Source organism: Borborobacter arsenicus, assembly GCF_003934165.1.
GTDB classification, from domain to species: domain Bacteria; phylum Pseudomonadota; class Alphaproteobacteria; order Rhizobiales; family Rhizobiaceae; genus Pseudaminobacter; species Pseudaminobacter arsenicus.
Window position 1 is genome coordinate 126331 of sequence record NZ_RKST01000011.1, and the last position, 13308, is coordinate 139638.

At 62.9% G+C, this 13308-nt stretch carries 7 protein-coding genes; 4 read left to right on the top strand and 3 right to left on the bottom strand.

The genetic code is table 11. The features are described from left to right. The first annotated feature begins 375 nt into the window (after positions 1–375). Both gltB and EET67_RS15385 read left to right on the top strand, forming a co-directional pair. On the top strand, positions 376–5061 hold the full coding sequence (gene gltB / locus EET67_RS15380; RefSeq protein WP_425359530.1) for a glutamate synthase large subunit: 4686 nt from the start codon (positions 376–378) through the stop codon (positions 5059–5061). A 250-nt stretch (positions 5062–5311) separates the two neighbouring features. Then, positions 5312–6766: a glutamate synthase subunit beta gene (locus EET67_RS15385; RefSeq protein ID WP_128627077.1), complete on the top strand. Its 1455-nt coding sequence runs from the start codon at positions 5312–5314 to the stop codon at positions 6764–6766. 24 nt (positions 6767–6790) lie between these two features. Here the strand turns inward: EET67_RS15385 and EET67_RS15390 are convergent, their stop codons facing one another. Together EET67_RS15390 and EET67_RS15395 are read right to left on the bottom strand one after the other, a co-directional pair. Continuing rightward, positions 6791–8011, bottom strand: coding sequence for an SGNH/GDSL hydrolase family protein (locus tag EET67_RS15390; protein WP_245450940.1), 1221 nt, complete (start codon positions 8009–8011; stop codon positions 6791–6793). Between the two features lie 13 nt (positions 8012–8024). After that, positions 8025–9251: a lytic murein transglycosylase gene (locus tag EET67_RS15395; RefSeq protein ID WP_128627078.1), complete on the bottom strand. Its 1227-nt coding sequence runs from the start codon at positions 9249–9251 to the stop codon at positions 8025–8027. Between the two features lie 207 nt (positions 9252–9458). On the opposite strand from EET67_RS15395, the gene galU reads away from it, so the two are divergent. Beyond that, positions 9459–10364, top strand: a complete 906-nt coding sequence (galU, locus tag EET67_RS15400; protein ID WP_128627079.1) for a UTP--glucose-1-phosphate uridylyltransferase GalU — start codon at positions 9459–9461, stop codon at positions 10362–10364. Between the two features lie 56 nt (positions 10365–10420). Here the strand turns inward: galU and EET67_RS15405 are convergent, their stop codons facing one another. Further along, positions 10421–12046, bottom strand: coding sequence for an outer membrane beta-barrel protein (locus EET67_RS15405; RefSeq protein WP_342634669.1), 1626 nt, complete (start codon positions 12044–12046; stop codon positions 10421–10423). Positions 12047–12254: 208 nt separating this feature from the next. Here EET67_RS15405 and EET67_RS15410 point away from each other — a divergent pair, with 208 nt between their 5' ends. Then, complete coding sequence (locus EET67_RS15410) at positions 12255–13253, top strand: KpsF/GutQ family sugar-phosphate isomerase (RefSeq protein ID WP_128627081.1); 999 nt, start codon at positions 12255–12257, stop codon at positions 13251–13253. Positions 13254–13308 lie beyond the last annotated feature (55 nt).

The window sequence follows — 13308 nt, forward strand, 5'->3', positions numbered from 1 at the left end:
TTTCACGTCGTTTTTTTGCGAAACGGTCTTGTGCAGCCAAAAAAATTCTGCGATAAGAAAATTAGGACAGCAGTGCTGTCTTATTTTATCTGCGCAATGCATGGCGGATTTGGCGTATGATCGCCTTTGGTCCTGCCGTAGCCGTTGCCCGCGTCGCGAAAGGCTGCGAGGCATTTTGCCCGCTCGACGCCGGGAGGCGGCATATAGCCGGGGCTGCATGCCTTGTGCGGAAACAGAGCTTAGACGTGCCGACGACTGGACGGGTTTGCTGCAAGGCTGACAACGAACGACCACCCGCCTGCACCGGTTGGAAAACGGAAGGAAGGGACGATGACGGATAGGACGCCCTCTGAAATGACGCAACTTTCTGCGCGCATGCAGAAAGGCGCCGGGGCCGTCAAATCCGTCCGTGGCCGTTCCACCACCGGTCCGGAGGCGCAAGGTCTCTACGACCCGCGCAACGAGCATGACGCTTGCGGCGTTGGCTTCATCGCCGACATGAAGGGACGCAAGTCGCACCAGGTCGTGGCCGATGGTCTGTTCATGCTGAACAACCTCACCCATCGTGGCGCGGTGGGCGCCGACCCGCTGATGGGCGACGGCGCTGGCGTGCTGGTGCAGATCCCCGACCGCTTCTTTCGCGAGGAGATGGCGGGGCAGGGCATCGAACTGCCGCAACCCGGCCAATATGCGGTCGGCCATTGGTTCATGCCGCAGGATGCCGGGCAGAGGGCACATATCGAGGAGGTGATCGCCGAATCGGCCCAATCGGAAGGCATTCCGCTTCTCGGCTTCCGCGACGTCCCGGTCGACAATTCCTCGCTGTCCAAGGCTCCCGACATCGCTGCGGCCGAGCCCTTCCATCGCCAGGTGTTCTTCGGCCGGCCGGCCGAGATCGCCGATGACGAGGACTATGAGCGGCGGCTTTACATCCTGCGGAAGGTCATTTCCGGCCGGATCTATCAGGAGAACGGCAATCGCGACACCGGCGCCTATTGTGTGTCGATGTCGGCGCGCACCATCGTCTATAAGGGCATGTTCCTGGCCTACCAGGTCGGCGAATATTACAAGGACCTGTCCGATCCGCGCTTCGAAACTGCGCTGATCCTGGTCCATCAGCGTTTTTCGACCAACACCTTCCCGTCCTGGAAGCTGGCGCACCCCTATCGCATGGTCGCCCACAACGGCGAGATCAACACGCTGCGCGGCAATGTCAACTGGATGGCGGCGCGGCAGGCGTCGGTCGATTCTGAGCTGTTCGGCAATGACATCTCCAAGCTGTGGCCGATCTCCTATGAGGGGCAATCGGATACGGCCTGCTTCGATAATGCGCTCGAATTCCTCTGGCAGGGCGGCTATTCGCTGCCGCATGCCATGATGATGCTGATCCCCGAGGCCTGGGCCGGCAACAAGCTGATGGATGACGCCCGCAAGGCGTTCTACGAATATCACGCGGCCCTGATGGAGCCGTGGGACGGCCCGGCGGCGGTGGTCTTCACCGATGGACGCCAGATCGGCGCGACGCTCGACCGCAACGGGCTCAGGCCCGCGCGCTATCTGGTGACCGATGATGACCGTGTCATCATGGCGTCCGAAGCCGGCGTCCTGCCGGTGGCGGAAGAAAAGATCGTGCGGAAGTGGCGGTTGCAGCCCGGCCGCATGCTGTTGATCGACCTCGAAAAGGGCCGGATCGTCTCGGACGAGGAGATCAAGTCGGAGATCGCCTCGAGGCATCCCTACAAGACCTGGCTTGCCAACACCCAGCTCATTCTGGAGGACCTGAACCCGGTGGAGCCGCGCGCATTGCGCAAGGATGTCTCGCTTCTCGATCGGCAGCAGGCCTTCGGCTACACACAGGAAGATTTGAAGCTGCTGATGGCGCCGATGGCGACCACCGGCCAGGAGGCGGTCGGCTCCATGGGCACCGATACGCCTATTGCGGCGATGTCGGACAAGCCCAAGCTGCTCTACCATTATTTCAAGCAGAACTTCGCGCAGGTCACCAATCCGCCGATCGACCCGATCCGCGAGGAACTGGTGATGAGCCTTGTCTCCTTCATCGGGCCGCGACCGAACATCTTCGACCTTGTCGGCTCCTCACGGCGCAAGCGGCTGGAGGTGCGCCAGCCGATCCTGACCAATGCGGATCTCGAAAAGATCCGCTCGATCGGCCACACCGAAGAGCGCTTCGACACCAAGACGATCGACATCACCTATGCCGCCAATGAGGGTGCTGCCGGCATGCCGGCAGCAATCGAGCGGCTGTGTGAGCGTGCCGAGGCAGCGGTCGCCGGTGGCTACAACATCATCATCCTCTCCGACCGGCAGATCGGGCCGGACCGCATCGATATCCCGACGCTGCTGGCGACGGCGGCGGTCCACCATCACCTGATCCGCAAGGGATTGCGGACCTCGGTCGGCTTGGTGGTGGAATCGGGCGAGCCGCGCGAAATCCACCATTTCTGCTGCCTGGCCGGATATGGCGCGGAGGCGATCAATCCCTATCTCGCCTTCGACACACTGACCGACATGCACCGGCGCGGCGAGTTTCCGCCCGAAGTGGACGCGCAGGAACTGGTGTCGCGATACATCAAGTCGATCGGCAAGGGCATCCTCAAGGTCATGTCCAAGATGGGCATCTCGACCTATCAGTCCTATTGCGGCGCGCAGATATTCGACGCGATCGGGCTGAAGTCGGACTTCGTGGAGAAGTATTTCACCGGCACGGCCACCCTCATAGAGGGCGTGGGGCTGGAGCAGCTGGCCGCCGAGACGGTGAACCGGCATGCCTCCGCCTTCGGTAACGACCCGGTGCTGCGCAACATGCTGGAGGTTGGCGGCGAATATCTGTTCCGCATGCGTGGCGAGGCCCATGCCTGGACGCCGGATTCGGTAGCCACGCTGCAGCACGCCGTGCGCCAGGGCTCGTGGGAGACCTTCAAGGCCTTCTCCGCGCAGATCGACAGCGAGACGGCGCAGGCCCAGAGCATACGCGGCCTGTTCCGGATCAGGACTGCGAAGGAAACCGGCCGCAAGCCCGTGCCGCTTGACCAGGTGATGCCGGCGGCCGAACTGGTCAAGCGGTTCTCGACCGGCGCGATGTCCTTCGGCTCGATTTCGAGGGAGGCGCACACCACGCTGGCGCGAGCCATGAACGCGATCGGCGGCAAGTCCAACACCGGCGAGGGTGGCGAGGAGCCGGATCGCTATCTGCCGCTCCCCGATGGGGCCAGGAACCCGGAACGCTCGGCGATCAAACAGGTGGCCTCGGGCCGCTTTGGCGTCACGGCCGAATATCTGGTCAATTCCGACGTCATGCAGATCAAGGTGGCGCAGGGCGCAAAGCCCGGCGAGGGCGGGCAGCTGCCCGGCCACAAGGTCGATGCCACCATTGCCAAGACGCGCCACTCCACGCAGGGCGTCGGCCTGATCTCGCCGCCGCCGCATCACGACATCTATTCCATCGAGGATCTGGCGCAGCTCATCTACGACCTGAAGAACGTCAATCCTGCCGCCGATGTTTCGGTCAAGCTGGTGTCGGAGGTCGGCGTGGGCACGGTGGCGGCGGGTGTGGCCAAGGCGCGCGCCGATCACATCACCATTTCCGGCTATGACGGCGGCACCGGCGCTTCGCCGCTGACCTCGCTCAAGCATGCCGGCAGCCCGTGGGAGATGGGGCTTGCCGAAACGCACCAGACGCTGGTGCTGAACGGGTTGCGCTCCCGTGTCGCGCTGCAGGTCGATGGCGGCTTGCGCACCGGCCGCGACGTGGTCATCGGCGCGCTGCTCGGCGCGGATGAATTCGGCTTCTCCACCGCGCCGCTGATTGCGGCCGGCTGCGTGATGATGCGCAAGTGTCATCTCAACACCTGCCCCGTCGGGGTGGCGACGCAAGACCCGGTGCTGCGCAAGCGCTTCAAGGGCACGCCGGAGCATGTCATCAACTATTTCTTCTACGTGGCCGAAGAGGTGCGCGAGCTGCTGGCCGAAATGGGCTTCACCCATATCGACCAGATCATCGGCGACACCGACCTTCTGGAAAAGCGCGAGCTGATCGACCACTGGAAGGCGAGGGGACTGGATTTCAGCCGCATGTTCTACAAGCCGGATGCGCCGCGCGAGGCGATCCACTGGACCGAGCGCCAGAAGCATCCGATCGACGACGTGCTCGACCGCAAGCTGATGGAGCTTGCAGCACCGGCGCTGGATAACCGGCAGCCGGTTAATATCGAGGTCGATATCCGCAATGTCGATCGTTCGGTCGGCGCCATGCTGTCGGGCGAGGTCGCCAAGCGCTTCCGGCACAAGGGGCTGCGCGAGGACACTATCTCAGTCACGCTCAAGGGCACGGCTGGCCAGTCCTTCGGCGCCTTCCTGGCGCGCGGCGTGTCGTTCGACCTGATCGGCGACGGTAACGACTATGTCGGCAAGGGCTTGTCGGGCGGTCGCATCGTCATCCGCCCGCCCGAAGGCTCGAAGGTCGTGGCCGAAGACTCCATTATTGTCGGCAACACCGTGCTCTATGGCGCGATCGAGGGCGAGTGCTATTTCCGCGGCGTCGCCGGCGAGCGCTTTGCCGTGCGCAATTCTGGCGCGATCGCGGTCGTCGAAGGCGTCGGCGATCACGGCTGCGAATATATGACAGGCGGTGTCGTCGTCGTCATCGGCAGGACCGGCCGCAACTTCGCTGCCGGCATGTCGGGCGGTGTGGCCTATGTGCTTGACGAGGTGGGCGATTTCTCGAACCGCTGCAACATGGCCATGGTCGAGCTCGAGCCGGTGCCGGAAGAGGACGATTTGATGGAGAAGCTGCTGCATCATGGCGGCGATATCGATCATAAGGGCCGTGTCGATGTATCGGGCGACATGACCAGCCATGACGAGGAGCGGCTTTACCAGCTGATCTCCAATCATGTGCACTATACAAGCTCCAAGCGCGGCAGGCAGATCCTGGATGAGTGGGCGACTTATCGGCCGAAATTCCGTAAGGTAATGCCGGTCGAATACCGGCGGGCGCTGCAGGAGATGGAGCGCATGCGCATGGGCATGGCGGCGGAGTGATGACGCGCGAGCGGTCATTCCTGCGGGGCGTGCCACCGGGGCTGAAACCGGGGGCGCGGCCGCGCTGACTTTGAGAAGCCGAGCATGGCTTCCAGAGCATCGGACGAAAAGTGGGTGCCGGTTTTCGGACCACTCCGATGCTCGAACAAAGTGCCGGAGGCCAAGCGCCTCGGCGTCCGATCCGACCCGCAGGAACGACCCCGGCGCCGATTGTGCGTAAAGGGGCGAGCGCAAGACCGAGAGACCATTGATGGGCAAGGTTACAGGCTTTCTTGAAATCGACAGGCAGGTGCACAAGTACCAGCCGGCATCCGACCGCATCCGGCATTTCCGTGAATTCACGCTGCCGATGTCGGACAATGAAGTGGAAAAGCAGGCGGCGCGCTGTATGGATTGCGGCGTGCCTTATTGTCATGGCCCAACGGGTTGCCCGGTCCACAACCAGATCCCCGACTGGAACGACCTCGTCTATAATGGCGACTGGGAAAACGCGATCCGCAACCTGCATTCGACCAATAATTTCCCGGAATGGACGGGCCGCGTCTGCCCCGCGCCTTGTGAGGAAGCCTGCACGCTGAACCTTGAGGACATTCCAGTCGCCATCAAGACCATTGAGCAGGCGCTGGCCGACAAGGCTTATGAGCTTGGTTTCGTCCGCCCCTATCCGGCTGAACAGAAGACCGGCAAGCGTGTCGCCATCATCGGCTCGGGCCCGGCCGGCATGGCGGCCGCCCAGCAGCTTGGCCGCGTCGGCCATGACGTCCATGTCTATGAACGCGAAAGCCGGCCCGGTGGGCTGATGCGCTTCGGCATTCCCGACTTCAAGATGGACAAGCAATATATCGACCGCCGCGTCGAGCAGATGCAGGGCGAGGGGGTGACGTTCCACTGCAATGTCAATGTCGGCGTCGACAAGAAAGTGGCCGAACTGCTCGCCGCGCATGATGCCGTGCTCTATTGCGGTGGCTCCGAAGCGCCCCGCCCGGCCAATATTCCGGGTGACGATCTGCAGGGTGTCCACGACGCCATGCCCTATCTGGTGCAGCAGAACAAGCGCTTGGCGGGCGAGGATATTGCCTCCGTGGCGTGGCCGTCCGAACCGATCATTGCCAATGGCCAGCATGTGGTGGTGGTCGGCGGCGGCGACACGGCTTCCGACTGCGTCGGCACCGCCTTCCGGCAGGGCGCGGTCAGGGTGACGCAGCTCGACATCCGCCCGCAGCCGCCCGAAAAGGAAGACAAGCTTTCGGTGTGGCCCTATTGGGCGACCAAGATGCGCACCTCTTCCAGCCAGGCCGAAGGGGCGGAGCGCGAGTTCCAGGTGGCGACGCTGGAATTCATCGGCGAGGAGGGGCAACTGACCGGCGTCAAATGCTGCGAGGTCGATGAAAAGCGCAAGCCGATCGCCGGCACCGAATTCGTCATCCGCGCCGACCTGGCCTTCATCGCCATCGGCTTTGCCGGCCCGATTGCCGGCGGTGTCGTCAAGGAACTGGAAGGGCAGTTGACGGTTGCGCTGGATAACCGGCGCTCGACCAATGTGCAGGCGAATGAGCGCGACTACCGGACCAGCATCGATCGGCTCTATGCTGCCGGTGATGTGCGCCGCGGCCAGTCGCTCGTGGTCTGGGCGATCCGCGAAGGCCGCCAGGCGGCACGCGCCATTGACGAGGCGCTGATGGGCGCAACCGTATTGCCGCGATAAGACTCGCGGGCGCTACGACGGCAATCAGCGCCTGATTACGGTGGTGGTTTCGGTGGGTGCGGCCGCGACCGGAGGTATCCGGCGCGGCCAGGTAAAATCATCGGCGCGTCCCGGCAGGGCCTCGGGCGTAGTCTTGCTCACAGCATGCTTCTTGTCCGGCAAGCCGGCCGGTGCGGCTCCCGGAGCGCCGAGCAATTCGGTGCCGCCGTCCAGTTCCGGGTCGCTCAGCGAAATCGGCACGGTGCGATCGACCGGGGTTGCTGGCGCATCCGGCGCAAGGACCGGCAGGGCAGGCGCGGACGCGGCTGCACCCGCCGTCGCGGCCTCGCCAAGTATCTTGTTCAGCGGTTTTTCGGCATAGAAGGCGAGTTTGCGCTTGCCGGCCTTGGTGAGGTTGATGCCGTCATTCGAGCGCAGGCGAACGGGCTGGCCGTTTATGTCCGGGCCGCTGATGACGAAGGCGCCGTTCTCGTCGACGAAACCATCCCAGATGTCCACGAATTCAGCACCGACCTTTTCGCTGGCGTTGCGATAGATGTCGTTGAAAGCGAGCATGTCCGACGTCATCTTCGATGATTTGAATGCCGGAACCCCGACCCAGATGAAAGGCACCTTATGCGTCGAAACGACCTTGGCGAAAGCCTCGGTGCGGCGCTCATATTCCTTGATCCAGTTCTCCGAGCGCGGGGCTTCACGGGTTTTGCCCACGCGCATCTGCTGGCGGTCGTTCGACCCCAGCATGACCACGATGGCCGCCGGCTTCTCGGCCTCGATCAACGGGCCGATCTCCTTGGGCCAGTCGAAGAAGTCGTCGCGGACGAAACCGGACGAACCATTTGAACGGTCGGCGATCCGGACACGCGGATTTTCCGCATAGACATTCTCCAGCCCCTCGGCCAAGCCGCCGCTGAGAAAATCGCCGACGACAAGCACGGTCCGCGCATCGGCAAGCTTCTCGACCTCCGGTGTCTCCACCACGACCGGCTGACGCGGCTCGCTGGGGCGCGTTGTCGCCCTGCGGGTCTTGGTGCGCGCTTTCGGCCGTGCAGGCACGTCCACTTGCGGCTCGATCCGTCGTTCCCGGCGCGGCGCAAACAGGTCACGCAATGACCAGGCTCGGCCAATCAGTTCCTGGGCGGAGGCAGGCGACGGCGCCGCGATGGAAAAACCGGTAACCAGGAGCGCCGTTACCAGGAGCAGCGCCGGTATCCGAACCAGCAGGTTCCGTCGCTGTTTTCCTGACAATGTGCACTCCGGACTATCTGTTCCTGAGGGTGGAAAGCACTTCCATGCTTGGATGGCCGTCCTGCGTCAAGCCGGCTTTGGCCTGGAACGCCCGGATCGCGGCTCTCGATCCTTCGCCGATCTTGCCATCGAGCTTGCCGTCATAATAGCCATAGGCCGAAAGCCGCTGCTGCAACTCCTGCTTTTCTTCGAAGCTCAGCTTGGTGAAAGGCCGGTTCCAGTCCTGCACCAGCCCGCCGTAGCCGGCGATCTCATCGGCGAGCAGGCCGACTGCCAGCGCGTATTTATCGGCATTGTTGTAGCGCTTGATGACGAAGAAGTTGCGGGTCATCAGGAATGCAGGCCCGCTGCGCCCGTCGAGCGCCTTCAACTCGGCCTTGTCGGAAGGATGGCTGAACGGTTTGCCGCGTGCGCGGGTAACGCCGATCTGCTCCCATTTGCCCAGCGACATCGAGCCGCCCGGGAATTTGCGCCCTTGCGGCAGCGTCACTTCGTAGCCCCAGGTCTTGCCGGTCTGCCAGCCATTCTTGTGAAGGAGATTGGCGGCGGTGGCGAGCGCATCGGGGATTGAGTTCCAGATGTCGCGCCGTCCATTCCCGTCAATGTCCACGGCATAGGCCTGATAGCTGGTGGGAATGAACTGCGTGTGGCCCATGGCGCCGGCCCAGGAGCCGGTCAGGTGGCTTTCGTCGATGTCGCCGCGCTGCAGGATCTTCAGCGCCGCAATCAGCTGGGTGCGGGCGAATTTGGCGCGCCGCTGGTCGGCATAGGCGAGCGTCGCCAGCGAGCGCACGACATTGCGCATGACCTTGTCGTTCTTCAGGATCTCGCCGTAATTGGATTCCATTGACCAGATTGCCAGCAGAATATGACGATCCACGCCGTATCTGGCCTCGATGCGGTCGAGCCAGGGCTTCCATTTGCGCGCCATGGCGCGGCCGGTGGCGACTGATTGCTCATGCACGCGGTTGTCGAAATAGTCCCATACCGGGGCGGTGAATTCAGGCTGGTAGCGCGCCTTTTCCAGAACCTCGGGGTCAATGTCGCGAACATTGCGGAAAGCGCGATCGAAGGTCGTGCCGGAAATGCCGCTTTGCGCCGCTGTTGACCGGAATTGTGCCACCCAGTTCTTGAAGCCCGCATCGGCCATCGCTGGAGCGGCTGTCAGCATGACAGACAGCGACAGGCCAGCCGCGGCCAGGGTGCCGGCAAAAAACGTTGCGGACTTGCGAGCGGGCATGCTTTCCTCCTGATAGATTTGCGGAAGACACGATTCATCGCCTAACCGGGTTATCAATCAGTTTACCATAGGAAGAATCCGGCGCAAAAAGCTGCCTGCACGTCGATTGCTCATCGGGAAATCCGGTTGCGATTCAATATTCTTCAATCTTGGCGTGAAAATGGTCCGGTTCGCTTGAAGAAGTAACGACATCAGGGTGGCGGCAAAATGAAAAAAGTTCGCAAGGCGGTGTTTCCAGTGGCCGGTCTGGGCACGCGGTTTCTCCCTGCGACGAAGTCGATCCCCAAGGAAATGCTGACCGTGGTCGACAAGCCGGTCATCCAATATGTGGTCGACGAGGCTCGCGAAGCCGGCATCGAGCATTTCATCTTCGTCACCGGCCGTAACAAGGGCGTCATCGAAGATCATTTCGACATCCAGTTCGAGCTTTACGATACGTTGGCGCAACGCGGCAAGGATGACCAGCTAGCCCGGTTGCAGCGCCTCCAGCCTTCACCGGGCCAGACCAGCTTCACCCGACAGCAGGTGCCGCTGGGGCTCGGCCATGCGGTGTGGTGCGCGCGCGATCTCGTCGGCGACGAGCCTTTCGCGCTCTTGTTGCCCGACATGATCATGCAGACCGACAAAAGCTGCCTGAAAGCCATGGTCGAACTTCATGAAAAGACGGGCGGCAATGTCGTTGCGGTGCAGGAATGCGACCCGGCAGAGGCCCATAAATACGGGATTATCGGCCGCGGCAAGGATGCCCATTCCGGTTTCGAGATCACTGCCATGGTGGAAAAGCCGAAGCCCGGCACCGCGCCCTCCAATCTCTACATCAATGGCCGCTACATATTGCAGCCGGAGATTTTCGACATTCTCGAAGGGCAGGAACGGGGGGCCGGCAATGAAATCCAGCTTACCGACGCCATGCTGAAGCTTGGAAAGATCCAAGCTTTCCATGGCTACCACTATCAGGGCCGGACCTTCGATTGCGGCACGCCGGAAGGCTTCATCGAGGCCAATGTGGCCTTTGCGCTGTGGCGGCCGGAACTGCATGAGAATGTCGCCGGTATGCTGGAAAAGATGCTGGAGGAGTTGAAGCCGATCGAGCGGCGCAAGACGCCGCGCTGATTTGACGGGAGCATCGGGTTCATTCGAAAACCGGATGCCGATTTCGGCCCGATGCTCTATCGCTGGAGCCTGAGCCCCAGGAAAACGCTGTTGGCGTCGTAGTCGCGGTCCGAAAGGTTGCTTTTCTGGCTTTCGTGCCGCAGCCGCCCGCTCAGGCCGGCATAGCGGTTAATCCACCAGGTGGCGCCCGCCTCGGCATTGAAGATCACGTCATAGCCATCCGATCCCGAATAATCGCGATAGCCGAGGCCGAGCGCGGCGTTCGCGGTCAGATCGGCGCGGATTTGCCGGTCGAGCGAAAGACGGCCGGAATGCAGGATCGAACCACTTTCGCCTGCCGTGGTCGTGCCCTCGATGATGGTGTTTGCCGCCAGGTTGACCAGTGTTCCACGCTCGGGTGACCAGGCCAAGGCGGCATCGATACTCGGGCCGGAGATAGGCTTGAGGCGTTCGTCGTCGAAAGTCTCGCGCAGCCAGCCGGCGGCGAATTCGCCCGACAGTTTTTCGCCGAGATCGAGTTCGATACCGGCGCGGGCGCCGAGCCGGTCGGAGGAGCGGGCAAAGCCGCTGCTGTCGATCTCCTCGTCGTAATAGCGGCGGCCGATTTCGGTTTCCACGAATGGCGTCAGCGCCGGCGAAATCTCATAGCCGCCGCGCAGGGTCAGGGTCGCCAGGATGGAATCGCGCTCCTTTTGCGACAGCACCCCGCCGCTCGACAGTTCCGCATCGCCGAACACATCGCGTTCGACCCGGCCGGTTACGCCGAAGCGAAGCTTGCCGACGTCCCGCTCAAGGCCAAGGCCGCCGCCAAAGGTTTGGCGGATCGGCTGCGAGGCGGTTCCTTCGATGACGACCGGCGAGGAGGCCGATTCGGGGCGCCGTAAATAGCCGAATTCGCCATGGCCGCGCATTTCCTCGGCAAGGTCGAGATCGAGCCGGGCATTGATGCCGGCTTCGGTTTCATCGATCTCTTCGCCCGAAAGCGAACGGCGCAGGATGCCATAGGCGTCGATGGTTGCGGCATGGCGGCTCCAGTCCGAAACCGCATTCAGCCGCAGCGTTGTTTCGGAAAGCACGGCCGAGGAGCCGCTGGTGCTCAAACTGGCGTTGCTGGTGGCGGTTATGCCTTGCTCCAGGGATGGCCGTAGCACGAAGGAGCCGAGCCGCATGCCTGTGGCAGCAAACGGGTTGTCGTCAGTTGCGCGTCGCAATCCCTCGATCGCGCCGATGCGCTCGGCGCGCTCATTGGCCGGTAGTTCGAGTGTGGAGTCGATGGTCGGCACACGCACCGTTCCGGTGGTCGCCTCGTCGACGGCTTCCTCCGGCAGTGCCCGTTCCGCGCTGACAGGGGCCTGCTGCGCGCGCTGCCGGCTTGCGCGGGTCGAGCGTTGCGCGGGCAGCGGCGTCTCCGCGAACGGATCGCCGCCTGACGCCACCGTGCCGAAAAGATTCGCCGATCCGGCCTCGCCTTGCGTGTCGGGAACCGCGCCGCTGCTCATCGGCTCATATTGCAGCTGCGCCTGCTCCGCTCCGGGCTGATTGGTCGTATTTGTCAAAGCCTGCTGGCCGCGCGGCGTGTTGCGCAGCGTAGTACCGTTGCCGAACGTGCCGCGAAGCGCGCTTTCCTGTGCATGCGCCTGGAACGCGCATAGCGCGGTTGCCAGTCCTGCCGAACAGAGCAAGGCCCGCAGCGCCCGCGGCGGGCGTCGTTTCTGTTGGCGGCGGACCCGAGACATCGTCACCTGACTGCATTGAAGACGCGGGCGGCGTCAAACTTACGGAACCGTAAATCCGGATGGTTAACAGAGGGTTGAGGCAAGGCAGCCGCCAACGCTATTGGGTCGCGATAATATTGGACAGCCGGGCTGCAACGCGCTAATCGCATCGACCATGCATTCGCGACCAATCAAGAAAAAAGCCGATCCGCAGGCAGCGATTGCCTCGGCGATGCGAACGGTGGCCACCGGGCAGATGGGCATCCAGGCGTTGCAAGATGCGCTGGACAACGGGCTGTCCGAGCCATTTGCGCAAGCGGTCTCGCTGTTATCGACCATCTCCGGCCGCGTCATCGTCACCGGGGTGGGCAAGAGCGGCCATATAGGCTCAAAGATCGCGGCAACGCTGGCTTCCACCGGCACGCCGGCCTTTTTCGTCCACCCGTCGGAAGCCAATCATGGCGATCTGGGCATGATCGCCCGTGACGACGCCATCATCGCTATGTCCTGGTCGGGCGAGACGACCGAGCTGAAGGGCATTGTTGCCTATGCCAGCCGCTTCTCCATCCCGCTGATTGCGATCACGGCGGGCGAGACATCGGCGCTGGCGCGCGAGGCGACGATCGTGCTTTGCCTGCCGAGGTCGCCGGAAGCCTGCCCGCACGGCCTTGCCCCCACCACCTCGACGCTGCTGCAACTGGTGATGGGCGATGCGCTGGCGATCGCGCTTCTGGAGGCGCGGGGCTTCACCGCCGACCATTTCCGCACCTTCCATCCCGGCGGCCAGCTCGGCGCCAATCTCACTCATATCGGCGATATCATGCATTCGGGCGAGGCGATGCCGGTCGTGTCGTTGGGCACCGGCATGCGCGATGCGGTGACCGTGCTGTCGCGCAAGCGCTTCGGCTGCGTATGTGTGGTCGACGGCGAGGGAAAGCTGGCAGGTATCGTCACCGATGGCGACCTGGCGCGTAATCTCGACCGCAGTCTCGGCGAGATGGTGGTCGAAGATATCATGACGCGGGCGCCCAAGACGGTAAAGCCGCAGATGATGGCAAGTGCGGCCATCGCCATCCTCAACCAGCACAATATCAGCGCGCTGGTCGTGGTGGAGGATGAGCGCCCGGTTGGCGTCGTGCACTTCCACGACCTGCTGCGAATCGGGGTGGCGTAATTCAGAGCATCGGACAGAAAAGTGGAAACCGGTTTTCGGTCCGACGCTCTAACAA